Here is a 26,405-nt window from a genome sequence, read left to right as displayed (position 1 = left end):
GTGGCACCACTGCAGGTGATCTTCTAGCTCTGCCCTTGTGTTCTGATCCAGGGCGTCATCCAAGTAATCGGTTAGCTCTTTAAGGAAGTCGCGGCAGGTCACTTGTTCCCGTCTCCACTCTTTCTGGCCTTGAAGTACTTGTTCAACCTTTCTCGTAATTGCAGGCGAGCCCGGAGCAAACGCGACTTTACCGCAGGTATGCTCAAATCCAAGGCTTCAGCAGTCTCTTCTGTAGAGAGACCTTCTACATCCCGCAGGACAAAAACCGTCCGAAAGCTGGGGGGAAGACCCTGGATCGTCTTGCCCAGTATGTCCCGAAGCTCGCTCTGGTTGTAAAGCTGCTCGGGGTTGGGAGACCAGTCCGCGATCTCTCGCGGCATGGAATCCTCTTCTGTTCTTACTTCCTCATCCAGCGAAACCATACGCTCCGGGCGACGACGCCGGAGCTTCATCAACGCCTCATTTACGGCTATCCGAACCAGCCAGGTATAGAACTTCGACTGCCCCTGGAACTGGCCCAGATTTTCGTACGCCTTCATGAAGGCGTCTTGTACTACATCTTCCGCATCTTCCCGATTTTGCGTAATGTGCTGCGCAATCCGGAAGACATTACGATCATATCGTCTTACGAGTTCTTCGAACGCACTGATGTCACCTGCCTTGGCTGCATTGACAAGCTGCAGCTCCTCAGTAAGTGGCTCAGGGGCGTTCAACTTTTCGATGGTTGCCATCAAGCTCCCGATTCAAGAAGTTTGACTTCTCGTGCTGATCTAAGGTGACTATTGGACTCGGCCTGCCGGAGAGCGCTACCTGCTAGCATACTGGTGACGACCCTTAGACGGCAAATTGGTACTTTAGTTTTACTCCTCTTGGGCATCTTAGGGCACCTGCAGAGTCAGCCCACTGGCCGGGTCCTTGGCATATAATCCCCACCATTAGCGCGGAAAAACCGGTATTTAGGCAATTATTTCATGGCCGATCCTAAGGAAATTCAGCCAATTGTCGAGCGCGTCCTGGGCGAGGTCCTCAAGACCCATGCCACCTCCCTCCGCGAAGAGGTTGTCCAGCGCGTTCTGAAATCGATGTCCTCCCCTCAGCAGCCCAGCAATTCCGAAACCCTTAACGGCGCGATGGCCGCCGTCCAACAGGCCCATACCCAGGTCGAAATACTGGATTGCCTCATCCGGGGTGTTTCCCTCTTCTCGGGACGATGCGCCATTTGGGTGCTGCGCGCTAACAACGCCATTGGATGGCGAGCTCACGGCCTGGACGACAATGACGCAATTCGCACTGTTCCGGTGAGCTTGGGTACTGGGTTAGCAGGCAGAGCCATTCAATCCCGATCGCCGGTATTTGGCGATGCCGCGGAATTCGACCTCAATTTTGCTACCCGCTTCGGGTCTCCTGAGGACGATAAGGCGTTGGTTGTTCCGCTTATCGTTCGCGACAAACCCGTAGCCCTAATTTACGCGGATTCCCAGGGAAACTCTTTCATGGACCGCGCTGCAATCGAGGCCCTAGTCCGTACAACCGGGCTGTGGCTGGAGATCACGGCTGCCCGGAAGGCAGCTCCCGCAGCCGAAGCTTCCCAAACAGAGACATCGGAAGCCCCTTCGGCCCTTCCTGAAGCCTCAGCTGAAAAGCCCAGCACCATGCGGGCGAGTGACACTTTCCAGCCTCAGCAAAGTTCCGACGGCGGAAACCAGGCACCAGCTGCCGCCCCCCTCTCCGAAGAGGAGGTGCACAAAAAAGCCCGCCGCTTTGCTAAGCTGCTGGTGGACGAAATCAAGCTCTACAATCAAGGAAGGGTGAACGAGGGCCGCCAAAACCGCGACCTCTACGATCGCCTGAAAGACGACATCGAGAAGAGCCGCGCCAGTTATGACCGCCGCTACGGCAATACCTCTGCCGCGACTGGAAATTATTTCAATGAAGAACTAGTGCGTATCCTGGCTGATAACGATCCATCACTGCTGGGGAACAGTTTTCCGCGCTAAACTACTGGGGTGAGTATTCGGTCCCTGCTGATTGCATTCATTCTTCTGATATCTCTGGGATCTCCGCGAGGTTTCGCCCAGCAGTCCTCCTCTTCCGCCGGAACAAGCAAAACGTCCACCCATTCCAGCTCACATTCCGCCAAATCCCAGTCGCCTGCCGCTAAGAAAAAGCAACAGCAGGCTCTGGCAAGAAGGCTCCATCGCGTTAACAGAGCCTTTGTCGCCTCCGCCTCGCTGAAACCCATGGCTCGCCAGCTGCTCGAAAACCGCAGCCCCGCTGCCTACGCCGGAGTGGAAGCATACGCCAGAAACCACGCCGCCGATGATGCCGGCATGCTGGCCAATCTCGTTCTCGGCTACGCCCATATTCTGGATCGCGATTATGCCAAGGCCCTTCCCGCCCTCAAAAAGTCCCAACCACGAGCCGATGAGCTCGCCGACTACGTAGCCTATTTCACGGCCATGTCAAAGGGCGCGCAGGGTGATGCTACCGGCGTCATCTCGTCACTGCAGGATTTTGATCAGAAATATCCCAACTCCATCTTTTCCCGCGACGCTTCTGTGATCTACTCCAGTGCGCTTGTGGTCGAGCAACGCCCGGACGAAGCGGTGGCAGTCCTTCTGCAACACCGCTCTCCGCCGCGCGCCGACGTCGAACTGGCTCTGGGTCGCGCATACCTCAAGGCCGGGAATCCAGAAAAGGGATGGGAATCGCTGCGCCTGGTTTACTACACCATGCCCATAGCAGCAGAAGCGGACGCGGCCGGAACTGAGTTGCAATCTTCCGCTGCTCCCGCCGCCAGCATCGCAGACCGCAAGACGCGAGCAGATCTGCTCGCCCAGGGAAAGCGCTATCGCGACGCAGCCGCCGAATATCGCAGCCTGCAGTCCGACGCCACTACTCCCGATTTGCAATATGCTACCCAGGTAGCGCTGGGATCAGTATTGCGCCATATCGATACTCAGCAGGCTCGCTCGTATCTGGAGAGCTTGAATCTTCCGCCGGGCGAATGGAATGCTCAACGCCTGTACTTGATCGGCGATATCGCCCACAACTCTGGAGACGATGATGGATTCCTGCAATACCTCGGTCAACTGCGGCAGGCAGGGCCCACGAGTCCGTGGCTGGAACAAGCTCTGCTGACCGCCGGCAACATGTTTCTCCTGAAACGTGATTACGACCACGCCATCGACTATTACCGCGAACTGGATGAGCGCTTCCCTAAGGGCAAGGTCGCGCATTACGCCCACTGGAAATCCGCCTGGCTGAATCTTCGCCAGGGACGGAATGATGAAGCCAGCCATGCCTTCGAGCAGCAGCTTGCCAACTACCCGGACTCCGCCGAGGTACCCGCCGCTCTCTACTGGCGCGCTCGTATGGCGGAGGAGCAACAGAACGCACCCGTAGCCCGCGCTTACTACGCCAAGCTGGTAGAGCGCTTTCCCAACTACTATTACGCCGACTGCTCGCGCGATCGCCTGCGCATTCTCGGTGATGGTGATCCCACCCCCGATGTCACCCTCGTCCAGATCCCCCCGCTGCGGGTGAGCACGAACTATTTCGATTCGCCACCGGCCGACGATCTCCGCGTCGAGAAAGCCAAGTTGCTGGAGAATGGCGGCATGGTGGACTTCGCCGTTCGCGAATTGCAGGCAGCCGCTAGCGGCGGCCAGACCTGGGCGATTGGTAAGATCGCCGAGATCTATCAGGACAGCGGAGCTTACCATCGCTCACTCAATTATATGAAGCGGCAGATCCCCACTTATTTCGCCATGCAATTTGACCAGCTGCCGCGGCCCTACTGGGAGATCTTGTTTCCACGTCCTTACTGGACCGACCTGAAGCGCTATTCGGTGCAAAACGGCCTCGATCCCTTTTTGGTAGCTTCGCTCGTCAGGCAGGAATCGGAATTCAATCCTGGCGCAGTCTCACACGCCAACGCTATCGGCCTGATGCAATTGTTGCCGGGAACCGGGCGTAGCATGGCGAGGTCGATGAAGATTCGGCATTTTCGCGCGGAACAATTGCTGGTGCCACAAACCAACCTGCAGATGGGCACGCGCTACTTCAAAGACCTGGTGGATAAATTCGGAGGCCGCCTCGAGTACGCTCTCGCCGCTTATAACGCAGGCACCGATCGCGTAGAATCCTGGCTCGCCGACGGCCACTATCGCGACCCGCAGGAGTTCGTCGAGTCCATTCCCTTCACCGAAACCCGCGAATACGTGCAAGCCATCCTGCGCAACGTAACCGTCTACCGCAAGCTGTACAAAACCCCCTAACAAGTTGGGCCTTGGAATTTGGAGGTTAGAGTTTAAAACCCCTGAGCGTAGAGGCTGTGATCCTGAGCCACGCGCCCGGTGTTTTTTCTCGACCTCCGTTGTCATCACGAGGAGCACATAGTTCGACGAGAATCTGCTGTTCTGTCCGGCGCCATGCCACTCAGCATCAGGTCTTAGGCCAGTAATAATCTACCCTTAGGCGGACAACTCAAAGTCACGCTTCGCATCTTTATGCCCACTGGCGAAAGGAATTTCCGGGACCAGGCCCGGTTATTAGGTCGAAGGATATTTTGCGCCTGACTCGCGACTACGTACGCTGTCTGCTCGTGCTCTTATATTTGCTCCTGCTGTTAATATTTCTCGCCCTTCTCACCGCCTGCGGCAGTAGTCACGGAACGCTAGAGCCCGCCGACAATGCTGGCCCCTCGACCCCATCGAATCCACCGCCCGCAAGCGGTCCGGCCTCTACCACAACTTTGCAGGCAGAAACCGCCAACAACTCCAGCGCCAGCGATACATTTGCCCCGCCGCTAAACGGACTGCCGAAGCCCACCAACGTCAGCAAAGTGGACTCGCACTCGCTGCTCTACAGCGGATCAACCACCCAGATCTACGCACACCTGTTGGGTTGGTTCGGCGAATCCGGACACATGGATGTTGGCTATAAGTCCAACGATCAGGCCCAGGTGCACCGGCAGGTCGAAGACATGGTAAGTCGCGGGATCCAGGGCGCCATCCTCGATTGGTTCGGTCCCAATGAGAGCGTCGTCAACGGTACCGCTATGGCTCTGCGCACCGAAGCCGAAGCGCATTCCGGATTCCAGTTCGCCGTCACGGAAGATGCCGGCGCCCTGTTCGATGCCGCCAAGGCCAATGGCTGCGATGTCACGGCTCAGCTTCTCGACGATCTGAATTACATCAATACGCAGTTTGTCCCTTCCTCGGCATATCTGCGCGTCAACGGCCGCCCAGTGATCTTCATGTTTGGCGTAGACGCCTACTACGTCGATTGGAATCAGGTTCGCTCCAAGGTCGCCAATGACCCCATGTTGCTGTTTCGCGGCGTTGATGGCCTCACTCGGCCCATCAGCGACGGCGCATTTCAATGGGAAGATACCAACGCCGACCCGTTCCATCCCGCATCACCCAACCCATTCGATCCCGCGCTCGGGGCGCAGGACGCCTTCTATAAGACAAGTGCAGCCGGCCGCTTCGTGGTTGGTTCCGTCTATCGAGGCTTTAACGACTCGCTGGCTCCCTGGGGAATCGACCGATTCGTGCATTCGCGCTGCGGCCAGACCTGGCTCGACACCTTCGGCGAGATTGGGAAGTTCTATTCCAGCAGTTCGCAGTTGCCAGCGCTTCAGATCGTGACCTGGAATGACTATGACGAAGGCACAGCCATCGAGACCGGCATTGATAATTGTGTCTTCCTTCAGCCCAGCATCTCCGGAAATCAACTCAGCTGGAGTGTTGGCGGCGGGCCTGAAAGCACCATCGATCACTACACTGTCTTTTCCAGTGCCGACGGGCAGAACCTCGCCAAGCTCGCGGATGTACCGGTCGGCACGCACTCGCTCGACCTCAGTTCTTTCAACCTTACATCCACGACGTTGTTCATAAAGGCTGTAGGCCGTCCAAGTATTCAGAACAAAATGTCGCCCGCAATCGCGTTCCGCGCCGGTGATCAGCCGCCGGTGGTTAACATCGCGGTCTCGCAGCCGCAGCCGCTCACCATCACGGTCTCAACTGCCGGATCCACCGATCCTGACGGCTCACTCGCAAGCTCCACGATCGATTTCGGAGATGGCACCGCTGCAGCCGCGGGTCCTAGCGCGACCCATACCTACCAGAGCGTGGGCACTTACGACATCACTGCCACTGTCGTCGATAACGCTGGAGCATCCTCGGTAGCCATTCAACGCGTTTCCGCCAAAGGCACCGCGGCTGGAGTAACGATCTTCTCCCCCACTTCCGGAAGTGTTGTGAACTGGCCCACTCCCAATTTCGTGGGATCGGCCGATATGGCAAACCCCATCAAGCAAATGAATGTCCTGGTCTCCGGCACGCAGATCTATGCCAGCGACATGGACGTACTGAATACGCCGCTAAAGATCTACTCTGGCAACCAGCATGTTGAAATACAGGCGGTTGACGCGACGGGCGCCACAGCTTCGAATGCGGCCGACGCTAGCGCCGAGCCAGGAGATCCTGCGCCTGTGCCTGCAATCCAGGTAACACCGCTGCCGCAGGTCGGGGCCAATACCGTGCTGCTGTGCGGCGCGAACTGGCAAGCTCCCAATCGTTTCGTCAATGCTTATCGCTGGACGTTCTCAGATGGCAACTCGCCCGCATTCGTCCCTGGCGTGGTTCACACGTTCCCCACTTCAGGAACGTTTTCGGTGACCGAGCAGGTCATCAATGAATTCGGCGCGCCCGGCTCGATCACGCAAAGCGTTACCGTGAGCGCCGCCAGCACGGCTCGGGCCACCACCACTGTACACATCCAGGACGAGCAAACGCAGAAGCAGAACTTGCCTATCCGCCTGCCTCAGTCAAGATGATCGCTTTGCTTGTCATCATGAGCGGGTGAAGGCGCCCCGCAGTGAACTATTGAAATACAGAGATTCTTCGCTACGCGCGACCCCGGGCTGTGCCCGCGAGAAGAGCCCGTCGCGGTCGCTCAGAATGACCCCTCAAGATTTGATCAGGGCGGCGGTTGCCGCGCTGACGTTTCCACACCCTGCAATGCCTCGAGGAAACCGGCCTTCAGTACCGCGGAGATTCCTCCCGCCCTACCCCATCTTCGCCGGCTTAGGCGGAAAATCAGCGTACCCAGGAGCAACATCCTTCAGGTTGGGCGTGATGTCGGTAAAGAAAACTCTCGGATCACCTAGCACCCACTGGAACGCGCCTCCAAGCATCGCCAAAAAGAGCGGATCGGCCCAGGTCTCTTCGCGGTGCCCGAGGGACGTATAGAAAACCTTGCCGCGCGAGTATTGCTTTGCCCAAGTCGAGGGATAAGGCCGTCGCTCATAGAACGAGCCTTTCATCCCAGCCGTATCCTGGACCAGCAGAACATGAAGATCAGGAGGAAACTCCTTCATCGAGTACCATTCTTCGGTCAGCTCCCACTTGTCGGGAAAGTCCTTCATGCCGGGAAAATCTTTGTCGGGGACAATGAGCTTAGCCTTTTGTTGCTCGCCATGACCAAGAAACTCGCCCCCCAGCATCTGTATGTAGGCATCGGCATGGATCCCGTGATTCTCATAGCGTTCGGAAAGATCGGGCGGATCGGGCTGCGTGTGGAACGTATCAGCCGCCGAGTGAATTCCAATAAACCCCTTCCCATTGCGGACCGCGTCCAGAAAGACTTGCTTGCCCTCGGCAGTCATGGGCGGATTTTTGTCCGTGCCAGCCTGCGTAAGGTCGCCGCTGGTGAAAAACACAAACCCGTCAAAACTCGAAATCCGCTCTGGCGTGAAGATGCTGCCATCCTTGGAGGCGGTAAGTTCGAACTCCCCCTTGGTGGCAAGGTCAGTGAATGTGCGCTCGACCAGGCTAGTGCCCTTCGCGTCCGGTTTGACCACGGAGTGTTCGTAGCCTGACGACTTGGTGAACAGCAAGACGCGTTTCTTTCTCGGCTGCTTCGCTTTCCCTGGCGGTTTCTGGCTCCAGGCATCATCGGGCAGAGCCGATGCGAGGGCTAGGCTCAGACCGCCAAGCAGCAGGTCGCGACGATTCATCCGGCCTCCAAAAGGAATGATGGGGAGAGGACTCGATGATATTCCAGCGGCCGCGGCGCTCCAAGCCCGCTGGTTTGATCACCGTGGTGACCGAGAGAGAAGTAGGAAGTAGGCTCGGGTGAAGTAGGAAGTAAGATGAGTAGGAAATTCGATCGGGTACTTCACCCGATCACACTTCACCCGATCTGACTTCCTACTTCAGTCGTAGTATTCCAGCCCAAGATGCGTAATCAGTTCCTCGCCTTTCAAGTGGCGTAACGTATTCTTCAGTTTCATAAGCTGGATAAACAGATCGTGTTCGGGGTAAAGCCCCGGCGCGGTCATGGGTGACTTGAAGTAGAAGCTGAGCCACTCCTGAATTCCCCGCCCCCGCAGCTCCGCGCTGCGCTGCGCCAGATCGAGGAAGAGCACCAAATCAAGAACGATGGGGGCTGCGAGGATGGAGTCGCGGCACAAGAAATCCACCTTGATCTGCATCGGATAGCCCAGCCATCCGAAGATATCGATGTTGTCCCAGCCTTCTTTGTTATCCCCCCGCGGCGGATAATAGTTAATCTTCACCTTGTGGCAGATGTTCCCGTACAGCTGCGGATACAAGTCCGGCTGCAGAATGTACTCTAGCACCGACAGCTTGGACTCTTCCTTGGTCTTGAAAGAAGCTGGATCGTCCAGCACCTCGCCATCGCGGTTGCCCAGAATATTGGTGGAGAACCAGCCGCTCATCCCCAGCAGCCGAGCCTTGAATCCCGGGGCCAGGATCGTTTTCATCAGCGTCTGACCGGTCTTGTAATCCTTGCCGCAGATAGGCGCGTGCTGCTCACGCGAGAGCTCGTACAGCGCGGGAATGTCCACGGTCAGATTGGGAGCCCCATTTGCAAACGGCACGCCTTCCTGCAGGGCTGCGTACGCGTAGATCATCGAGGGTGCGATGTTCGAATCGTTCTTTTCCAGGCCCTTCTCAAATTTCGCCAGCGAACTGTGAACTTCGCTCGGCTGCAGGAAGGCTTCCGTCGACCCGCACCAGACCATCACCAACCGCTCCGCCTTGCTGGTCTTGCGAAACCTGCGGATATCGTCACGCACCTGCTCCGCCAGGTCCATCTTCGACTTTCCCCTCTTCTTGTTGGGACCATCGATGTTGCGAATGTAGTTATGGTCGAAGACCGCGGTATGCGGCTTGATCGACTCCAGAAAAGGCTTGATCTGATCAAGCAGCGTGCGCTCGAGGACGCCGGCTTTGACTGCGGCCGAGTACATGTCGTCCTCGAAGATGTCCCAGCCGGTAAAAACCAGGTCGGGAAGCGCAGCCAGTTGAACAAATTCCTTGATTTTGGGCGACTTGCCTTCGGTTCGTTTGCCCAGGCGTATTGTGCCCATCTGCGTCAGTGAGCCAATGGGTTCGGAGAGCTTCTTGCGCACCGCTTCGACACCCGCCACAAACGTCGTGGCTACCGCCCCCATGCCGGGAATCATGATTCCCAGCTTGCCCTTCGCGGGCGCGATCTCGGAGGAGTTGGTACTAGTCGCAGAGGAAAGAGTCTTGCGGCCGCTGCGCGCAGCAGACACGTGCTTCATTGCCATCGAACATCCTTATGAGTGCCAAGGTGAGGAACAAACCAATTATCTTCGCGTATCTGCAGGAGATTTGCAACGCGACCAGGAAATCACTCTGATCAATTTGCAGGACCATAAAAAGTCCATTTTTGAAACACGAAGTAGTAAGCGCACCTGAAGGAGATTCCCCATATGATCCCCAAAACTGTAAGGAGAGGCCATTTGCTGTGGGGAAATCCAAAGAGATATGGCCTTGTCGTAAGCCAAAAGTAAACTTCTAGCAGGAAAGAAAGAGCAAACGAAAATATGCAGGTGAGAGCTGTCAGCTTAATCACTAACATGGCTGGGCCGCCTCGATTGTTTTTCCGGTAATACTCTCATAGTTGGTCAAGTACTCGACACGATTCATCCTCGAAATGTGAACCTTTTAAAGCGGTTGCCGACCGCTGGTTGTGAGAACTACCATTCCCCCGAGGTGAAGCGATGATTACCGGCCTCCACGCGCTCATCTACTCCCCCGAAGCGGAGAAGGTCCGCATTTTCTTTCGTGACGTGCTCAAATTCCCTTTCGTCGATGCCGGCCATGGCTGGTTGATCTTTTCCCTGCCACCAGCCGAGTTGGGCATTCATCCAACCGAGGGTCAAGCAGCCAAAAGTGATCCGCATCACGAGCTCTACCTGATGTGCGACGACCTCCAGGCGACGATCGCCGATCTGAAACGCAAGGGAGTGAAATGCAAGCCGGTCACGGAAGCAGGATTCGGTTTGGTTACGTCGATTGAGATTCCCGGCGGCGAGCTTGGTCTTTACCAGCCCAGGCATCCCACCGCCATCGGAAAATGGGAGTAAGGCTATGGAGGTCTTGTGGCTGCGACAAACAAAGTTGGGGTAGTTACCGGATCATCCAGCGGCATCGGCTTACTGTCGGCACTGGAGTTGGCTCGCCGCGGCTATCAGGTCGTGGCGACGATGCGTGATCCCGATCGCCGCTCACGCCTGGACGAGGCGGCCAAGAACGGCCTGACACCCCGCATTGATGTGCGGCGTCTCGACATCACCGAATTTGATTCCATTCCCGAAGTTATTGCCGCTATCGTGCGCGACCATGGCCGCATTGACGTGCTGGTCAACAACGCCGGCTTTGCCCTGGGTGGATTTGCCGAAGACATTCAGCTGGAAGAGCTGCGGCAGCAGTTTGAGACCAATTTTTTCGGCCATGTAGCCACCACTAAAGCCGTGCTGCACACCATGCGTGCACAGCAATCCGGGCACATCATCATGGTTAGCTCTATTGTCGGACGGGTGGGCCAGCCGGTGATCAGCAGCTATTGCGCATCCAAGTTTGCGCTGGAGGGCTGGAGCGAATCGCTGCGCATCGAAACCCACTCACTCGGCATTCGCGTGGCTCTGGTCGAGCCCGGTTCTTTCGAGACCGACATATGGACCCGCAACACGAAAGTCGCCGAGCAAGCCACCCATCCCGATTCCCCCAATCGCGAACGTGGCCGCCGCTTTAGCGAATTCATTAAGAGCCAGGGCGGAAGCCGGCCTTCGGCTGACTGCGTTGCCAGGCTGATTGCCGATATCGCCGAGGACCCCAATCCTCGGCTCCGATACATGATTGGCAAAGACGCCAAAATCCAATGGTGGTTCCGCTCGCTGGTGCCCTGGCGGCGCTACGAAAAAATGGTGGCGAAAGCGGTGAAGATCGACTGAGCGGCACAGCCATCAGCACTCAGCAGTCAGTTAAGAACTGTCATCTTGAGCAAGGACGGGCATACCAACCCGTCCGAGTCGAAAGACCTGGTGTTTTGTTCTTCGCCAAGCTAGCGGGCCCGTTTAAGACCACGTGAATATAGCTTAGACTCGCTGTTTGTTAGCTGAATGCTGACTGCGATTACTGTGGCTGATCCATCGGCACCAGCACCTCACATAGCTGCGCGATGGCTTGGCGCTGTTCCGGCGTGATCGTCACGAATTCTACGCCGTAGCGGTTCTCTTTCCGGTGACGCACGGTGCAGTACATGCGCAGCGGCTTTTTGGCGGTGGGAAGTGAAAACTCCACTGAGATGATCTCTCCCGGTATCAGTTCCCCGGCATCAATCTCGACCGCACCTCCACCCTCGCTTAAGTCAGTGGAACGCCCACGCATGATCGTGTTAACGCCCGAGCGAAGAACATTCACCAGAATTGGCACCGAGATCGCATAGCGCTGCAGGCAACGCGTGATTGGCCACTTCAGGTTGTTACCCGGGCCAACCAGCTGCTCAATCGTAGTGGTCAGGCGGTTGTGGTTCTCTCCTTTGTGGACGAAAGCGTCCGCAAGTTCCAGTGCCCGCTCTGGAACCGTCGCCGGAAATGCCGACAGCACAATGACTCGCGCCTGCGGCTGCAGCGCCTTAATTCGCTCGATCACGGTTACAACATCGAGATCCAATACCGGGTGATCGATAATGGCAGCGTCGATGGGAATCGATTCCAGGACCTCCAGCCCTTGCTGCCCGCGCGGCGTCGTATGAACGCGATACCCAAACGCTTCCAGCAGCGAGCGCCGGCGTTCCAGTTCATGCTCCTGGTCATCGATGTAGAGCAATGATTTCTTGATGCTGCGGCCAATCTGAATGCAATGCAGTCCAATCTGGCCCTCGCGGGCCGTTCCAGGCTCACCGATCCAGACCACGCGAAACCGGCCTTGGTTATCACCGTTCTGCACTCCCAGAATGGCGCCCACCGTAACCGGATGTTGCAGCCCTCTTAGACGGGCGCCTCGGGAAGAGATGTCCAGCGTCTGCACCTGCTCCATAAAGACGTGACCATCCCCATCGATACCCCAGACAAGGGTGGTCAGACGCAGCGGTGTGCGTTCTTCGTGACGGTGGCCCATTATCGCAACCATCGTAGAACGGAGGTCACCGTACGCCAAATTACTGACGTAACACCTAAGTAAACTAGCGGAAGCCGGCGTTAATCGTAGGAAGAGACTCCGCGGCAGCGACCTGTAGAGAGCGCAGGAGGGAGAAGATCGCAATTCTCCACCTTCCGCCAAGCGCGGGCGGAAGGGTGGGCCACCCCGGCTGCTTTTCCCTGGGATCTACTGGGAATCAACAGCGGTCTTTATGGCCAGCTGGAGCGCTTCTTCTCGGGAGCGATTTGCGAACCTGGATTCGAACCTCCCGAAGCTTGTGCGAAGACGGTGTTTAAGTCCGCGGGGTTAAAAGGCTTGCTGGGATCGAGCACCGGTTGGCCGTTGGATGGATTGCGGAAGGCCTCCTCATCAAGCGGCTGTTTGATGTCGGCCACGATGGGCAGTACTACACGCAGCGCCTCAATTTCCTTCTCCAGGCGCTTAATTTCCAACTCCTTGATCCGCAGGACCTCGCGCAAGGCCTCATACACAGTCTTCATGGTTTACCTCTTTGATACGGGAACTAATGTCAATTTTGGCCAGGATCGCCGGAGAAAGGTACATTGTCACCAGATGATCTTCTAGCCCCGGGGCGTGCCGGTTTAGGTTCGCACGAAAGATAGCACGAACGGAGCTTGCAATCACAGGGCATCGTGCAAAATAATGCCATGGGCCACAACCTGATAAGCCACAGTCACTTGGACGGCTATCAGGGTCCCGAATCTTGATATCGAATGACAAGCCGAGCAGTAGTCGCGGCCTGCACCGCATACGTGTGCGCGCCTCCGGCGCCCCAGCTCCCGACTGGGACGCCCTGCAGGTCCTTCTCGCCTTCGCTTATACCATTCAACAAGAAGAGCTTCGCATTGTTCCGCAACGGCGGACTGATGCTCCTCTCCGCGCCGCCCAGTTGCTTCCCGTTCCGCCCATCGTCCACGGCGACATTGAGAGCGTGCTGCACCGTATCGCCGCCAGCGTTCAGAATTTAACTGGAGCCTCCGGTGCCGCAATCGCGCTCGGCCGCACCGATTCCATGATCTGCATTGCGCGCAGCGGTTCGCATGCGCCCGAGGTTGGCTCCTACCTCGATGCAACTCGTGGCCTTGCCGGCGAATGTGCACGTTCAGGCGAGCCTCGGATCTGTGTAAACACATCCACCGACACTCGCGTCGACCCCGTCAGTGCCCGCAAGCTGGGCATTGGATCCATGGTGTACTACCCGCTGCGCTGGCGGTCGGAGTTGATGGGCCTGCTGGGTGTTTTTTCCGAGAGAGCCTATCAGTTCCAATATCGCGACGTGCGGGCCCTGCGCTTTGCCGAAGCGCTGGTTATCGACGCGCTGAATCAGAATCCCGAAGACACAGATTTCGCACTTTCTCACGGCCCCTCCGCCACTGCAGCCGACCCCAAAGCTGCGTTTGTTCACGTCCCGCAGAGCCTCAAGACGTCAGAACTCGACCTTGGGCCGGTATTGGAGCTGCCACCCAACACCGCGCCCCCAATTACCAGCGGAGTATTCATCAACAAGCCCGTGGCCGGGACGCTGGAAGATGGCCGCTCGCCACTGGAGTCGCTGGCAAGAGTAGAGATGCCGGAGCCAGCGGAGAAACCGCCGTCACCGCCTGCGTCTGCTGCGGCATCGCCCATTCTCGAGCACGCGGAGGAAATCCTTTCCGATCCTGAACCCCAGGCAAATTGGCAAGAGGACCTGGATGACGTTAGCTGCGTGGTGCGCCATGCCCATACCGTAGGAGAAGCCGAGCCTGCCACAGCTCCAGTTCCCTACTGGACACCCAAGCCGCTCCCGGATGCCAGCGACCGCCAACTAGGCGGCCTGGCGTTTCTGCTGAGCGCTCTGGTGGCGGTGATGTTTGCTGGCGCCTGGATGTGGCGCTTGCCGATGGTCGACTGGATGCAATCGCATTTCGCTCTGCACGCAAAGAAGCCGACTGTCAATGCGAGCACCAAGACCGAAGCTGAAGGTGCCAAGCCCGACGCCGCCGCGCCCAGGCCTATGCAAACCGCGGCCGCGCTCAATCCTGAGGAGCTCACCGCCAAGGACAGCCGGCAACTGCTCGAGCATGTGCAATACTGGGCCGGGCCGGGCTATTCGCGGATGACGATCCAGCTGGAAAAATCCATCAAGTATTCGTCCAACCGGGTTCACGACCCGGAGAGAGTCTATTTCGATCTGGACACCCGGCTTCTGGACGTGCATGAAAAACAGTTCGCGGTGGACGACAGCCTAATCCGCAGCATTCGCATGGGCGAATACAAGCCCGGCATGACCCGCATTGTCTTTGATTTGAAGGTTGCTGGCTCTTACACTGCATCGCTGGCCGACAATCCCCCTCGTCTGATCATCGAATTTTTTGAGAAAGAAGCACACTCCAGGAAGACGCCGGCGCAGGTAACTTCGCCCGCCCAGGAAGTGGCGCAATGGCAAGCTTCTGCGCAGTCCATTTCCGATCCGGCGGAACATCCCGGTCGCATCAAAATCGTGGTTGATCCCGGCCACGGCGGGCACGACACCGGCTCGGTTTCCAGCGCTGGGCTGATGGAAAAGGATCTGACCTTAGACGTAGCCCAGAAACTTGGCCACCTGTTGGAGAAGGAACTGGGCGCTGAGGTGATCTACACGCGCACCGACGATCGCTTTGTGGCGCTCGATTCGCGTGTAGCCACCGCTAACGATGCTCACGCCGACTTCTTTATTTCCATTCACGCCAACAGCAGCCAATACAAAACTGTCAACGGAGTCGAGACCTTCTACTTCAACTCTTCTTCTGAAGCCATGGAAAGCGTCAAGGTCTCGCCCTTGCCCACCGGCGTGAGCGCGGCCAATTCGAGCAGTAAGGCCGCAGCCCGCCGCTTCGCGACTGATGTTCAGAAGTCTCTGCTCCGCGCTCTCTCGCGCAAGGGGAACCCGATGCGTGACCGCGGCATCAAAACCGCCCCCTTTGTGGTTTTGCGCGAAGCACAGATGCCCGCCGTGTTGGCGGAAATAGCCTTCATGACCAGCAAGACCGATGCCGTCAATCTGATGACCGATAGCTATCGGGAAAAAATTGCCGAAGCCCTCTACACCGGCATTGCCAACAACGTCCAGCGCACGCGCACCCTCGCCAAAGCCGGTCCGTCCGGCGCACAAGCAGGAATGAACTAATGCGAAGTTTGAAGTCAGAACTTAGAAGTTGGCGGGGGCATGCTGAGCCCGCCTAGCGGGCGAAGCATCTGTGTCAGCAGGCCGGGCGTCCCATTCGATCCCACTTCACCTGATCACTTGATCGCACTTCTCACTTCACCCGATCTAACTTCTTTCCTGTCCTCATTGCCGCCGTCCAGATTGCCCGATTACCATTTACTCGCTTCGGATTTCTATGACCACTCAAATTGTCCGTGAACCGCGCTGGCCCGCATTCATCGCCATGTTGGCCGATGCCCTCGTGTATCTCGCCATGCCGCCGCGACTCTCCGTTGGTCCGGATTGGCTGCTGTTGGCAATTATCTTCCTCTTGCTGATTCCCATAGTGTCTTCCTACCACCTCGGCCGCTACGATGTGACCCGGACTCTTACCTTCGTCGCCAATGCGGTGATTACAGCGGCCCTGATCACGTCTTTAGCTCTGCTGATTTCAGGCCTGCCGCAACATCGTGATCCGCCGGGCACCCTCTTACGCTCGGCAATCGCACTCTGGATCACTAATGTTCTGGTGTTCGCGCTCTGGTACTGGAAACTCGATGCCGGTGGTCCTAGCCGGCGAGAACGCAGGGATGGCGCCACGAGAAGCTCGTTCCTCTTCCCGCAGATGTTGCGGGACCCAGACTCTTCCTGGTCGCCGCATTTTGTGGACTATCTATTTCTCGCCTTCAACACCAGCACGGCCTTCTCGCCCACTGACACTGCCGTGCTCTCCCGCGGCGCCAAACTGGGCATGATGTTGCAAGCAACCATCTCGCTCATCATCGTCGTTCTGCTGGCCGCACGCGCCGTCGGCATCCTGTGAAGTACGATCTCGCTTCTCGCGATCTCACTTCGCCCGATCACCCGATCCCACTTCCTCCGATCTTACTTCCGCTGTCCGCATCCTGTGCTGCCAGCGCGACCACACGAACCACAGCAGTCCCGCGACCAACACAACCACAATCACTGCATCGAAACGATGAAACCAGGCTTTCAGCCGCGGATCGGTGTTCCACCGCTCTCCCAGCTTCAATCCGATCCAGGCCAATCCCAGGCACCACGGCCAGGATCCCACAAAGGTGTAGATGTGAAATCTCAGCTGCGGCATGCGCGCAACTCCCGCAGGCAGCGCGATAAACGTGCGAATCACCGGCAGCAGGCGGCTGATGAACACCGCGCTATTGCCGTAGCGCGCAAAGAAGCGGTCGGCCCACGCCAGTTCGCTTTCGCTGATGAGCACATACGCGCCATACTTCTCCACCAGTGGACGTCCGCCGTGGTAGCCCACCCAGTAAGCTACGGCGGACCCGAGATTACATCCCAGAGCGCCAAACGTCGCCACCCACAGCAGCTTGAAGCGCCCGACATACACCAGGTAACCGGAGAACGGCATGATCACTTCGGAGGGCAGGGGGATGCAGGCCGACTCAATAGCCATCAGCAGCATGATGCCGAGATATCCGCTTCCGGAGATGACCGCGATGATGAAGCCGCTCAGTGCGGCAATGATCTGTTCAATCATGAAAAAGTGAGGCAGGCGGTATTCAGAAGTCCTCAGAATCCTGCGTGAAGCTATAACCGGGCAAGGTTACACCCTCACCGGTCTTCTCCACTTTAATGCGAATGGTGTCTCCCGAGGCTGCAGTAGCGTCGGCGTTACGCAGAATGACATATTGTGTGAAGACTTCGTTGTAGACCTTGGTGACGAGATAGGTTCGGGAGTCAGCCTGGTTGCGCCAAACCTGTCCCAACTGAATTGCTTTGACTGCCATAGGCACTTAGAGACTAACTACCCCGAGCCGTAGAGTCAATGGAAGTGGTGGTTCCGAAGGTGCATGCCGTCGCAATCTCAGTTGCATTGAACCAAAAGCTCTGTCGTGTTTCGGAGCTCGTCCCAACTCTTTCTAGCTGCCTTCAAGTCACAGCTAACTTCTCGAAGCGCAGCGCGTCTGTGGAACAGAGAAATCTCTCACGCAGGAGGAATATGAGGAGAGTTCAGATCACCTGTACGCTCATGGCTTCCCTTCTTCTGGTGGCGATGAGCGTATTGGCTGCGGATAAGAATACGGCTAATGTCACCATCTCTGACGCGGTCACGGTTGGCAGTTCGCAGCTTGCTCCTGGCGATTACAAACTGAGCTGGGAAGGTGCTGGTCCCGAGGTGCAAGTCACCTTTACTCGTGGGAAAACCTCGGTTACCGCGCCCGCGACGATCACCGATCAAACCAACTCTTACGGCAGGACCGCCGTCATCGTTAAGCAAGAGAATGGTTCGAAGGTCCTGACCTCAATCCAACTCCCCAAACGGCAACTGATCTTGGAAGGAGAACAGACCCAGGCGGGACGCTGATCTCAAGGCTGCCAGACGCCGGATCAGCCTCTTTAGCTATGCGAAACCCGCGAGCCGCCTGAACTTTGTGCGGCTCGCTCCCTCATTTACACTGGCACCGTGTTCGCCGAGATTGTCGCCATCGGTTCGGAGCTGCTCACGCCGAACTTTCAGGACACCAATTCGCTCTATCTCACCGACAAGCTCAACTCGATTGGTGTGCAGGTGGCATTCAAGACCGTAGTCGGCGATCATCGCCAGCAAATTGCCGACGTGGCACGCGCGGCCCTGCGGCGCGCCGACATCGTTATCTTCATGGGCGGTCTGGGTCCAACCGAAGACGATCTCACTCGCGAAGCTGTGGCCGATGCGCTCGGCCGCGAACTCAATCGCGATCCGCAATTGATTACCGAACTGTACACCATGTTCGCGGCGCGCCGTCGCCGCATGCCTCCCAATAACGAAAAGCAGGCAGATCTGATCGAGGGCGCGGTAGCTTTGCGCAACCAACTTGGCACGGCGCCGGGCCAATGGCTGGAGGCCGCAGTCGAGGGCCGCAACCGCTATGTGATGCTGCTGCCCGGCCCGCCTTATGAGATCCGGCCCATGTTCGACGAGCAGTGCTTGCCGCGCCTGCGCGAAAGAATTCCGTCCCAATACATCGCCCGCCGCGTGCTGCGTATCGCCATGATCGGTGAGTCGGACGTGGATGCCCGAGTGGCCCCCATCTATAAAGCCGCCGAGGGCGTGGACACGACTATTCTTTCCTCCGGCGGCGAAATCTCTCTGCATCTCAGCACACGGGCGAGTTCGCAGGATGAAGCTGAAAGCCGCGTCGAGGACTTGGCGGTCAAGCTAGAGGATGAATTAGGCGATCACGTCTTCTCGCGCGGAGAAAGCCTGGAGCAGATTGTTGGCTATTATCTGCAACTCAAAAATGCCACTATCGCCGTCTCTGAATCCTGTACCGGCGGATTGCTGGGCGCGCGCCTGACCTCTCCCCCTGGGAGTTCGCGATATTTCCTCGGCGGCGCCATTGTTTATTCTGATGATCTCAAGACGCTGTTTGCTAATGTCCCCCCCCTGTTAATCGCGCAGCATGGGGCAGTTTCCGAGGAGGTCGCTGGGGCACTCGCCGAAGGTGTGCGTGACGAGACGGGGGCGACCATCGGTGTGGGAATCACAGGCATCGCCGGCCCAACCGGGGGCACCCCAGAAAAGCCTGTGGGCCTGGTCTTTCATGCTGTCGCAGATGATCAGGGGACAGAAGTCGTGGAACGGCGTTTCCCCGGTGACCGCGAGCGCATTCGCCGTTTTGCTACCCAGCAGGCCCTCGACATGATTCGTCGGCGGCTGATGAAAACATGATGTCTCCACTTCAAGCTGCCATTTGCGTATGCGTATCTTCATAGCTTTGGATATTCCCGAGGAGATTCGCCAGCGCATTATGCGATTCTGCGAAGGACTGCGTGCCTTCGCACCCGACGCTAACTGGGTGCGGCCGGAATCATTCCACCTCACCCTGAAGTTCGTGGGCGAGAAACCGGAGGCGGAAGTCGAAAAACTGAAGTCAGCGCTTCACGCAGTTCGAGGGCAGCCGACCACAGTGGAGTTTCAAGGTTTTGGCTTCTTTCCCAGTCCGACGTCGCCACGCGTTTTCTGGGTAGGAATCCACGGAGACGAACATCTCACTTCCCTGGCCCGCGCCATCGACGAAGCTGCTGCCTCTCTCAGAATCCCTCGCGAGGAGCATGCCTTTCATCCTCACCTCACCCTCGCCCGCGCGGGTTCAGGATCTCCACGCCCCAAGCCAGGAGAGCGCGCCAATCCCAGGCTGAAGCGGCTGGTGGACAAGCTGGCGTCGTTCCCCAGCCCTGAATTCGGCACAATGACGGCGCGGGAATTTTATCTTTATCTCAGCCAGCTCTCGCCCGGCGGAGCCAGGTACACGAAGCTCGAGAAGTTCACACTCGGCTGAGCATCTCGTTTGGTAGTTCCGCGCCCGGGAGAAAGCCCTATAATCTGCGGCTGGGCCTATCTGGCCACAGCGCCGTGATACGTATCTACCTCATCGTCGCCATCGTCTCCTACCTGCTCGGTTCCATTCCTTTTGGCTTCATCCTCGTCCGCATGTTTCGCGGCCAAGATATTCGCCAGACCGGCAGCGGAAACATTGGCGCTACTAACGTGATCCGCTCGGGAGCGAAGTGGCTGGGTGTGATCACATTGTTGCTGGACGCTGCCAAAGGGTACGCAGCCGTCATGCTTTCCCTCTGGCTCGCGTGGCAGCTGACACCACATGGTTCAATTCTCGCCACGCCCGAACAAATCGAAACCAATCAGGTCCTCGGGCAAATCGTCGCCCACAATGCGCATTTCGGATATCTGATCGCCACTGTGGCGGCCGTCTTTGCCATCCTGGGCCACATGTTCCCGATATGGCTAAAATTCAAGGGCGGGAAGGGCGTCGCCACCGGATTAGGAACGTTTCTGGCGATCGCGCCCAAGGCCGTCGGGGTAGTGATAATGATTTTTCTGGCTGTGGTTGTCGCCTCGCGCTATGTTTCGCTCGCCTCCATCATCGCCACTGCCAGCTTTCCTGTGTTTGCATGGCTGCTTTACCGCGGTAGTGCTACTCCGGCTGTGTTGGCGGCGATGTTCGTCGCGGCAGCGCTCATAATTGCCAGGCATCACCAGAATATTCGGAGACTTCTAGCCGGCACCGAACACCGCTTCGAGTTAAAGCAACGATGATGAAAGGACAGCCGTGAGCGACATAGCGGTTATCGGTGCAGGCGCCTGGGGCACCGCCCTCGCCATTGTGATGGGGCGGCAGCATGGCAAGCACAATGTTCGCCTGTGGGCCTTCGAGAAGGAAGTTTGCGATTCAATTACCCAGACCGCTGTCAATCGCCTGTTCCTGTCTGACCTCCCCATCCCTCTGTCGGTCATACCAACTAACAGCCTGGAAGAAGCACTCACCTACGCCGAAATTGTGGTGAGCGTGATGCCTTCGCATCACTGCCGCCGCCTCTTCCAACAGATGGCACCCTACTTGAAGCCTGAGATGATGTTCGTCAGCGCTACCAAGGGCGTCGAAAACGATACCTTGCTGCGGATGACGGAAGTGATCAGTCAGATCATTTGCACTCAAGGCTGGCCGAGCGCGCCCCGCATCGGCGCCCTCTCGGGTCCATCGTTTGCGCGCGAGGTGGCGCGCGGCGACCCCACTGCAATCACGGTGGCTTCGCGAAGTCCCGAATTGGCATCGCGGGTGCAATCCGAGTTCAGCGATCCCAGTTTCCGGATTTACACTAGCGATGATGTCATCGGCGTGGAGCTTGGTGGTGCGCTGAAGAACATCATTGCCATTGCCGCTGGGATCTGCGATGGCCTCGGACTGGGGCATAATACGATTGCCGCGCTCATTACTCGCGGCTTGGCCGAGATCTCGCGACTGGCGGTGGCATGTGGCGCGCGTCCGGAAACCATGTCGGGCCTGGCTGGGCTTGGAGATCTGGTTTTGACGTGTACCGGCGGGCTCTCCCGCAACCGATCCGTCGGTGTAGAGCTCGGTCAAGGGCACCAGCTCAAGCAAATTATTGCCGGCATGCACGGCATGGTGGCCGAAGGAGTGCTCACCACCAACGCCGCCATGGGCTTGGCCAAAAAGATGGGCGTAGAAATGCCCATCACCGAGCAGATGCACGCCATTCTCCATGACGGCCGCGAGCCGCGAGAAGCCATTCGCGAGCTCATGACTCGGCGTGCCACCAGTGAAGTGGCGCTCTACGTTACCTGATGCGCGATGGATTGCACGTTGTGGTGAACGCCAAAATAGAATTCGGCTTTTTGAGTTTCGCTCCATTGGTCGAAGCTAGCAATTCTTGATCTGAGGGCAGGCCCTAGTTGGTGTTCAGGTCTTGTCAGTAAGAAGGGACAAGAAAGATTTCCACGCAAGTCCAGCGTCGGCGCAGCGATCGAATCTCCATCGCCATTGCGATTGAAGTATCCGGCATTGATCTCACAGGTCAGGAGTTCGTCGAACCCGCCCGAACTGAATTCGTGAACATCGATGGTGCCAGCATCCTCATTCGCCGAACCCTCGGGCCAGGCCAGGAGATCGTGATCCGGCGTGTCGGCCACAAGCAGGAGGCTCCTTCCCGCGTCATCGGCCAAGTCGGAATCCAAAGCGAAGGGCACGTCTACGGAGTCGCCCTGCTCAATCCCAGCACCTCTTTCTGGGGGATTCATTTTCCTCCTCGCTCCGAGGCGGACAAGGCTCTGGTGCGCATTTTGCTGGGCTGCTGCGCCTGCGGCACACGGCAAGTGAGCAACCTGGATGAATTCGAGTTCGAGATCTTCGAAGCTAACCATCGTATCTCGCGTTCCTGCCCTAAGTGTGGCGGCCTCACCATCTGGAAGATGGTGGAAGCCGACGAGACCAGCGCCGAACAGACCAAAGAAACATCGCCAGAAGAGACGGCTCCGCCTGAAATTCACGTCCCGCTGCCCAGCCGCGATCGCCGACGCCAGCCTCGCACTCGGATGCGGCTGGCGGCCTGCGTGCGGCAGCCCCTTGGGGTGGAGGATGTGGTCACGGTTGCGGATATCTCTCGCGGCGGCGTGCGCTTCCGCACTTCCAAGCGATATCCCGTGGAGCAGTGGGTAGAGATCGCAGTTCCTTTTACTCCTGGTGGCGCCAATATCTTCGTTCCCGGACGTATCGTGTGGGAGAAAGACTTGGACGATAAGCTCAGGGAATATGGCATTCAGTACGTGAAGTGAATCAGTTCAGGTGAACCCTGGCCCCATCGCATGAGGTGATCTATGAAGCCGCGGAGTTTCGTCATCGCGGTAGCCACAATATTCTTCGCGCTGCACGCTTCTCTTGCCTCCGCCCAGCAGCAGTCGCCTGACGAGCAAGCCGTTTGGAAACTTGAGCAGGCATATTGGAACTACGTCAAGGCCCTCGACCTCGATAGCTACCGCAACTTGTGGCACCCGAATTTCCTGGGCTGGCCTTTGAGTAGTTCCAAGCCCGTGAAAAAGGATCACATTACAGATTGGATCTCGTTGTACACAGCCAAAGGACTGCGGCTGAAGTCCTTCACCCTGACACCCGCAGCCAGCCAGGCCGTCGAAAACCTAATTATTACTCACTATTGGCTGACCTCTCTTTGGGCGGACAACCTCGGCCACGGCGAGCCACAAACACTCAGGATTACTCATACCTGGATTCGAACCAGTGGCGGCTGGCAGATCGTCGCAGGTATGTCAGCCCCCGGCGCTCCTGCACCGTAGCCGTCCAACTCAGACTCGCTAAGCGGTCCCGAATCAGCACTCGCCCGAATCCTCTTAGCTCGCGCAATCATCGCGCTGCAACCCGGTGCTAGACTGAATTCGGAGCGAGAGGGCTCAGCCATGACTCTTTTCGCCTTACATTTCTTCTTTCCCTTCTTCGGGTTTGGTGTCTTCTTTTATTTTGTCCCCACGATCATAGCTGTGGTGCGCAGCAAGCGAGATACGTTCGGCATCTTCCTGCTCAACCTCTTTCTCGGTTGGACCATGATTGGATGGGTTGTCGCGCTCGTCTGGGCTTCCAAGCAGGACATCCCCGCACCCGCCCGCTGATGCCCTCAACAATAATCTCGAATGTCGATTTGCCGATTACAATCTACCCGATCACAAATTCCTTTCCATGGCTGACCTGACCGCATTCATCCTCGCGGGCGGACAAAGCTCGCGCATGGGCCGCGACAAGGCCTTTCTGCCCTTCAACGGCCGCACTTTGCTGGAGCACGCCATTGCGCTGGCTAAAGCAGTTGCGGAAGACGTTGTGCTGATTGGCCAGAGGGCGAAGCTCGATCCTTATGGCGTGGTGACGCAAGACATCTTTCCCGGCTGCGGACCGCTGGGCGGAATTCATGCCGCTCTGAGTTGTACCCAAACCGACCTGAACCTCATCCTCGCCCTCGATACTCCCTTTGTCCCTCCGAAGTTCCTTGCCTACGAAATCGACCACGCGCGCGCTGCCTTGTCCGCCGTGGTCACCTATCCCCGTACCTCCGACCAGTATCAGCCGCTGTGCGCAGTGTATCGCAAGCCGTTTTTGCTCACCGCGGAAGCCGCATTGCAGGCTGGGAGGTATAAAATCGAGCCGCTGCTCGAATCCGTGCCCGCCTGCATTATTGGCGATGCCGAGCTGCAGCGACTAAGCTTGTCCCCAGCGATTTTCGACAACCTGAACACCCCAGCAGACTGGGAGCGCGCCTGCCGCAATTTCGGGTTATAGTAGGCTGGGGAGCGATGGCGGACCAGCAACCCTATATCGAGTTCAAGCACGTCTCCAAGGCTTTCGGCGACAATCACGTCCTGCGCGACGTGAGCTTCCAGGTCATTCCCGGGGAGACCCTCTGCATCCTCGGCCGCAGCGGCGTTGGCAAATCAGTTTCGCTGCACCAGATTATGGGGTTCCTGAAGCCTGATTCCGGCCAAGTCATCATCGCTTACGAGGACATCACCGCCTACAGCGAAGTCGAGCTTGAGCGAATTCGCAAAAAGGTCACCATGGTCTTCCAGAACGGGGCGCTGTTCGATTCCCTCAGTGTCGGCGAAAACGTCGCCTTCCCGCTGCGTGAGCGCGGCGACCTGGAAGAAGAACAGATCTATCAGATCGTGGATGGACTGCTCGACATGACCGGCGTCAAGCACATGCGCGAGCTGTTGCCTTCCGATCTCTCCACCGGAATGAAACGATCGGTCGCCATCGCGCGGGCCCTCGCCGCCCAGCCAGAAGCCGTTCTCTACGACGAACCCACGACCAATGTCGATCCTCTAATGGCTCAATTATTAGGCGATTTGATAAAAAAATTAAAGTTTCAGTTGAAGTTGACCAGCGTCGTGGTCACGCATGATATGCGGCTCGCAGAAAAGCTCGCCGACCGCATCGTCTTCCTGCACGAAGCGCGTGTGGTGTTCTTTGGCACCGTCTCCGAGATGAAGAAATCAAACGTCGAGATCGTGCAGGAATTCCTGCGTCTTGATGAATTCGATCTCTCTCACTTCCGCATGGAACCGCCAAAACCAGGCGCTGCTGCGCCCTCCGCACCATAAGCTTTTCCACCATGAAGGGCACCAAGGGAGAAGAGACTTGAACTGCAGATCTCTCGCGGCCTACGGCCGCTCGTGATGACAATCATCGGGTGAATCCACACTTGGTGTTGTTCTTGCAGAGAAAAGGCGGTGCATCAACTACCTGGATCTTGAGTGTCCTGCATTCAGCTTACCCGCTTCCAATTTACCAGCTTACGACTCCCCTACCCATTCCCATGAATGTGCAGCGGCTCGATCTTATAGATCACTCGCACTTCCCCCGGCTGGCGGAACGGATAGATGTCTTCGCCCAGATACTTCTTGGCCATCTTATTAATGTGGTCGTCCGCGCCCTCTTCCGTGATCTCCGCCACTCGCCCACGAATTTCGATGTAGCGATACGGATTCTCCGGATCGATCACGGCGATCGCCACCCGTGGATCACGACGCACATTGCGATCCTTCTGCCGGCCCTTGGCTGAATTGAAGATTACGTACGAACCGTCATAGTCGATCCAAACCGGTGTTACCTGGGGCGACCCATCCGGCATTAGCGTGCCCAGGCTTGCGAAAGCCCTTTTGCTGAACAGGTCGGCATACTTTTCAGGGATTCTCTGAGCTACCACGGTCACCTTCTGCGCCATGAATCCAGACCTCCTTCGGATTAGAAGCCCTGGGCTACCAGACGCTCCAGAGAAATTGCGCCCTGGGCGCGGTCCCCGCCAATCAGCTTTTCCACGTACTTGGCAATGATGTCGGTTTCGATATTGACCGGATCTCCCGGCTCAAGCGAGCGCAGGTTGGTCATCTCCCAGGTATGGGGAATGATCGCCACGGTCAGGCTGTTGCCTTCGATCCGCGCTACCGTCAGGCTGATGCCCTCGATCGATACTGATCCCTTAAAGACAATGTACTTCTCCAGTTCCGCAGGCACCTCTATATGCAGCCAGTAATCCTCGGCGCCCGGAATTTTCTCCAGCCCCAGAAATTTTCCGGTGCCGTCCACGTGCCCCTGGACAATGTGTCCGCCCATGCGGCCATCGGCCTTCATCGGCAACTCCAGATTCACCAGCGCCCCTTCGCGGATGCGCGAGAATGCTGTCCTGATCCACGTCTCTTCCGCCAAGTCGCAGCCAAAGCAATCGGGAGCGACCTCCACTGCCGTCAGGCAAACCCCATTCACGGCGATGCTGTTGCCCGTCTGGAGTTCGCGGGTAACGTTCCGCGCAGCGACGGTAAGACGGCGCTTTCCTTCGACCTTGGCGATCTCCACAATCTTGCCTACTTCTTCGACTAGTCCGGTAAACATAGG

The 26,405-nt window shown here is 57.5% G+C and carries 27 protein-coding genes; 17 read left to right on the top strand and 10 right to left on the bottom strand.

What is annotated here, in order from left to right; all coding sequences use genetic code 11:
* The coding region (locus VEG30_03755; GenBank protein HXZ79019.1) for a zf-HC2 domain-containing protein at window positions 1–102 on the bottom strand (102 nt) is incomplete at its 3' end.
* Window positions 99–731 (bottom strand): sigma-70 family RNA polymerase sigma factor, encoded by a 633-nt coding sequence (locus VEG30_03750; protein HXZ79018.1) that lies wholly within the window; start codon window positions 729–731, stop codon window positions 99–101. The genes VEG30_03755 and VEG30_03750, both read right to left, overlap by 4 nt.
* Before the next feature lie 240 nt (window positions 732–971).
* Here VEG30_03750 and VEG30_03745 point away from each other — a divergent pair, with 240 nt between their 5' ends.
* The 3 genes from VEG30_03745 (at window position 972) to VEG30_03735 (ending at window position 6,844) form a co-directional block, all read left to right on the top strand.
* Entirely contained in the window at window positions 972–1,997 is a 1,026-nt protein-coding gene (locus VEG30_03745; GenBank protein ID HXZ79017.1) for a GAF domain-containing protein, read from the top strand.
* A 243-nt stretch (window positions 1,998–2,240) separates the two neighbouring features.
* Entirely contained in the window at window positions 2,241–4,280 is a 2,040-nt protein-coding gene (locus VEG30_03740; protein ID HXZ79016.1) for a transglycosylase SLT domain-containing protein, read from the top strand.
* 290 nt (window positions 4,281–4,570) lie between these two features.
* Window positions 4,571–6,844 carry a PKD domain-containing protein gene (locus tag VEG30_03735; GenBank protein HXZ79015.1) on the top strand — a complete coding sequence of 758 codons (2,274 nt, stop codon included), beginning with the start codon at window positions 4,571–4,573 and terminating at the stop codon, window positions 6,842–6,844.
* Between the two features lie 231 nt (window positions 6,845–7,075).
* Here VEG30_03735 and VEG30_03730 read toward each other — a convergent pair whose 3' ends face one another.
* On the bottom strand, window positions 7,076–8,026 hold the full coding sequence (locus tag VEG30_03730; protein HXZ79014.1) for a ThuA domain-containing protein: 951 nt from the start codon (window positions 8,024–8,026) through the stop codon (window positions 7,076–7,078).
* 198 nt (window positions 8,027–8,224) lie between these two features.
* Window positions 8,225–9,499 carry an inositol-3-phosphate synthase gene (locus VEG30_03725; GenBank protein HXZ79013.1) on the bottom strand — a complete coding sequence of 425 codons (1,275 nt, stop codon included), beginning with the start codon at window positions 9,497–9,499 and terminating at the stop codon, window positions 8,225–8,227.
* Window positions 9,500–10,063: 564 nt separating this feature from the next.
* Between VEG30_03725 and VEG30_03720 the strand changes: the two genes are divergently transcribed.
* Window positions 10,064–10,429, top strand: coding sequence for a VOC family protein (locus VEG30_03720; GenBank protein HXZ79012.1), 366 nt, complete (start codon window positions 10,064–10,066; stop codon window positions 10,427–10,429).
* Between the two features lie 15 nt (window positions 10,430–10,444).
* Window positions 10,445–11,296: an SDR family oxidoreductase gene (locus VEG30_03715; GenBank protein ID HXZ79011.1), complete on the top strand. Its 852-nt coding sequence runs from the start codon at window positions 10,445–10,447 to the stop codon at window positions 11,294–11,296.
* Window positions 11,297–11,477: 181 nt separating this feature from the next.
* Here the strand turns inward: VEG30_03715 and VEG30_03710 are convergent, their stop codons facing one another.
* On the bottom strand, window positions 11,478–12,464 hold the full coding sequence (locus VEG30_03710; GenBank protein HXZ79010.1) for a response regulator: 987 nt from the start codon (window positions 12,462–12,464) through the stop codon (window positions 11,478–11,480).
* A gap of 230 nt (window positions 12,465–12,694) precedes the next feature.
* The gene (locus tag VEG30_03705) at window positions 12,695–12,985 is read right to left on the bottom strand and encodes a hypothetical protein (protein HXZ79009.1); all 291 of its coding nucleotides are present in this window, start codon (window positions 12,983–12,985) and stop codon (window positions 12,695–12,697) included.
* 224 nt (window positions 12,986–13,209) lie between these two features.
* Between VEG30_03705 and VEG30_03700 the strand changes: the two genes are divergently transcribed.
* The gene (locus VEG30_03700) at window positions 13,210–15,651 is read left to right on the top strand and encodes an N-acetylmuramoyl-L-alanine amidase (protein HXZ79008.1); all 2,442 of its coding nucleotides are present in this window, start codon (window positions 13,210–13,212) and stop codon (window positions 15,649–15,651) included.
* A gap of 214 nt (window positions 15,652–15,865) precedes the next feature.
* The gene (locus VEG30_03695) at window positions 15,866–16,492 is read left to right on the top strand and encodes a hypothetical protein (protein ID HXZ79007.1); all 627 of its coding nucleotides are present in this window, start codon (window positions 15,866–15,868) and stop codon (window positions 16,490–16,492) included.
* A 24-nt stretch (window positions 16,493–16,516) separates the two neighbouring features.
* On the opposite strand, the gene VEG30_03690 is transcribed toward VEG30_03695, so the two are convergent.
* Window positions 16,517–17,191 carry a DedA family protein gene (locus VEG30_03690; GenBank protein HXZ79006.1) on the bottom strand — a complete coding sequence of 225 codons (675 nt, stop codon included), beginning with the start codon at window positions 17,189–17,191 and terminating at the stop codon, window positions 16,517–16,519.
* 22 nt (window positions 17,192–17,213) lie between these two features.
* Window positions 17,214–17,441: a hypothetical protein gene (locus VEG30_03685; protein HXZ79005.1), complete on the bottom strand. Its 228-nt coding sequence runs from the start codon at window positions 17,439–17,441 to the stop codon at window positions 17,214–17,216.
* Between the two features lie 212 nt (window positions 17,442–17,653).
* Here VEG30_03685 and VEG30_03680 point away from each other — a divergent pair, with 212 nt between their 5' ends.
* From VEG30_03680 to VEG30_03635, 10 genes are all read left to right on the top strand, one after another.
* Window positions 17,654–18,019 carry a hypothetical protein gene (locus VEG30_03680; GenBank protein ID HXZ79004.1) on the top strand — a complete coding sequence of 122 codons (366 nt, stop codon included), beginning with the start codon at window positions 17,654–17,656 and terminating at the stop codon, window positions 18,017–18,019.
* Window positions 18,020–18,118: 99 nt separating this feature from the next.
* Window positions 18,119–19,366 (top strand): competence/damage-inducible protein A, encoded by a 1,248-nt coding sequence (locus VEG30_03675; GenBank protein HXZ79003.1) that lies wholly within the window; start codon window positions 18,119–18,121, stop codon window positions 19,364–19,366.
* 28 nt (window positions 19,367–19,394) lie between these two features.
* Window positions 19,395–19,976 (top strand): RNA 2',3'-cyclic phosphodiesterase, encoded by a 582-nt coding sequence (gene thpR, locus VEG30_03670; protein HXZ79002.1) that lies wholly within the window; start codon window positions 19,395–19,397, stop codon window positions 19,974–19,976.
* A 74-nt stretch (window positions 19,977–20,050) separates the two neighbouring features.
* Window positions 20,051–20,752: a glycerol-3-phosphate 1-O-acyltransferase PlsY gene (gene plsY, locus VEG30_03665; protein HXZ79001.1), complete on the top strand. Its 702-nt coding sequence runs from the start codon at window positions 20,051–20,053 to the stop codon at window positions 20,750–20,752.
* A 13-nt stretch (window positions 20,753–20,765) separates the two neighbouring features.
* Window positions 20,766–21,800 (top strand): NAD(P)H-dependent glycerol-3-phosphate dehydrogenase, encoded by a 1,035-nt coding sequence (locus VEG30_03660; protein ID HXZ79000.1) that lies wholly within the window; start codon window positions 20,766–20,768, stop codon window positions 21,798–21,800.
* Between the two features lie 263 nt (window positions 21,801–22,063).
* Entirely contained in the window at window positions 22,064–22,786 is a 723-nt protein-coding gene (locus VEG30_03655; protein ID HXZ78999.1) for a PilZ domain-containing protein, read from the top strand.
* Between the two features lie 42 nt (window positions 22,787–22,828).
* Entirely contained in the window at window positions 22,829–23,302 is a 474-nt protein-coding gene (locus VEG30_03650; protein HXZ78998.1) for a nuclear transport factor 2 family protein, read from the top strand.
* 120 nt (window positions 23,303–23,422) lie between these two features.
* Window positions 23,423–23,632: a superinfection immunity protein gene (locus tag VEG30_03645; protein ID HXZ78997.1), complete on the top strand. Its 210-nt coding sequence runs from the start codon at window positions 23,423–23,425 to the stop codon at window positions 23,630–23,632.
* 67 nt (window positions 23,633–23,699) lie between these two features.
* Window positions 23,700–24,293: a molybdenum cofactor guanylyltransferase gene (locus tag VEG30_03640; GenBank protein HXZ78996.1), complete on the top strand. Its 594-nt coding sequence runs from the start codon at window positions 23,700–23,702 to the stop codon at window positions 24,291–24,293.
* 14 nt (window positions 24,294–24,307) lie between these two features.
* The gene (locus tag VEG30_03635) at window positions 24,308–25,114 is read left to right on the top strand and encodes an ATP-binding cassette domain-containing protein (GenBank protein HXZ78995.1); all 807 of its coding nucleotides are present in this window, start codon (window positions 24,308–24,310) and stop codon (window positions 25,112–25,114) included.
* A 203-nt stretch (window positions 25,115–25,317) separates the two neighbouring features.
* On the opposite strand, the gene VEG30_03630 is transcribed toward VEG30_03635, so the two are convergent.
* Together VEG30_03630 and VEG30_03625 are read right to left on the bottom strand one after the other, a co-directional pair.
* Window positions 25,318–25,737, bottom strand: coding sequence for a PPOX class F420-dependent oxidoreductase (locus tag VEG30_03630; GenBank protein ID HXZ78994.1), 420 nt, complete (start codon window positions 25,735–25,737; stop codon window positions 25,318–25,320).
* Between the two features lie 20 nt (window positions 25,738–25,757).
* A complete protein-coding gene (locus tag VEG30_03625; protein ID HXZ78993.1) occupies window positions 25,758–26,402 on the bottom strand; it encodes a riboflavin synthase in 645 nt (214 codons plus the stop codon).
* Window positions 26,403–26,405: the final 3 nt, after the last annotated feature.

The organism is Terriglobales bacterium (assembly GCA_035624455.1).
GTDB lineage: Bacteria > Acidobacteriota > Terriglobia > Terriglobales > Acidobacteriaceae > DASPRM01.
Note: the sequence above shows the minus strand (reverse complement) of the source record. Positions and strands in the feature narration are given on the sequence as shown.

Excerpts from the sequence above, each read along its gene's own strand:
- VEG30_03745 (HXZ79017.1), top strand. The coding sequence starts at position 972 with ATGGCCGATCCTAAGGAAATTCAGCCAATTGTCGAGCGCGTCCTGGGC.
- VEG30_03720 (HXZ79012.1), top strand. The coding sequence starts at position 10,064 with ATGATTACCGGCCTCCACGCGCTCATCTACTCCCCCGAAGCGGAGAAG.
- VEG30_03705 (HXZ79009.1), bottom strand. The coding sequence starts at position 12,985 with ATGAAGACTGTGTATGAGGCCTTGCGCGAGGTCCTGCGGATCAAGGAG.
- VEG30_03730 (HXZ79014.1), bottom strand. The coding sequence starts at position 8,026 with ATGAATCGTCGCGACCTGCTGCTTGGCGGTCTGAGCCTAGCCCTCGCA.
- VEG30_03750 (HXZ79018.1), bottom strand. The coding sequence starts at position 731 with ATGGCAACCATCGAAAAGTTGAACGCCCCTGAGCCACTTACTGAGGAG.
- VEG30_03710 (HXZ79010.1), bottom strand. The coding sequence starts at position 12,464 with ATGGGCCACCGTCACGAAGAACGCACACCGCTGCGTCTGACCACCCTT.
- VEG30_03645 (HXZ78997.1), top strand. The coding sequence starts at position 23,423 with ATGACTCTTTTCGCCTTACATTTCTTCTTTCCCTTCTTCGGGTTTGGT.
- VEG30_03650 (HXZ78998.1), top strand. The coding sequence starts at position 22,829 with ATGAAGCCGCGGAGTTTCGTCATCGCGGTAGCCACAATATTCTTCGCG.
- VEG30_03630 (HXZ78994.1), bottom strand. The coding sequence starts at position 25,737 with ATGGCGCAGAAGGTGACCGTGGTAGCTCAGAGAATCCCTGAAAAGTAT.
- VEG30_03695 (HXZ79007.1), top strand. The coding sequence starts at position 15,866 with ATGACCACTCAAATTGTCCGTGAACCGCGCTGGCCCGCATTCATCGCC.
- VEG30_03725 (HXZ79013.1), bottom strand. The coding sequence starts at position 9,499 with ATGATTCCCGGCATGGGGGCGGTAGCCACGACGTTTGTGGCGGGTGTC.
- thpR (HXZ79002.1), top strand. The coding sequence starts at position 19,395 with ATGCGTATCTTCATAGCTTTGGATATTCCCGAGGAGATTCGCCAGCGC.
- VEG30_03640 (HXZ78996.1), top strand. The coding sequence starts at position 23,700 with ATGGCTGACCTGACCGCATTCATCCTCGCGGGCGGACAAAGCTCGCGC.
- VEG30_03635 (HXZ78995.1), top strand. The coding sequence starts at position 24,308 with ATGGCGGACCAGCAACCCTATATCGAGTTCAAGCACGTCTCCAAGGCT.
- VEG30_03740 (HXZ79016.1), top strand. The coding sequence starts at position 2,241 with ATGGCTCGCCAGCTGCTCGAAAACCGCAGCCCCGCTGCCTACGCCGGA.
- VEG30_03685 (HXZ79005.1), bottom strand. The coding sequence starts at position 17,441 with ATGGCAGTCAAAGCAATTCAGTTGGGACAGGTTTGGCGCAACCAGGCT.
- VEG30_03625 (HXZ78993.1), bottom strand. The coding sequence starts at position 26,402 with ATGTTTACCGGACTAGTCGAAGAAGTAGGCAAGATTGTGGAGATCGCC.
- VEG30_03680 (HXZ79004.1), top strand. The coding sequence starts at position 17,654 with ATGAGGAGAGTTCAGATCACCTGTACGCTCATGGCTTCCCTTCTTCTG.
- VEG30_03690 (HXZ79006.1), bottom strand. The coding sequence starts at position 17,191 with ATGATTGAACAGATCATTGCCGCACTGAGCGGCTTCATCATCGCGGTC.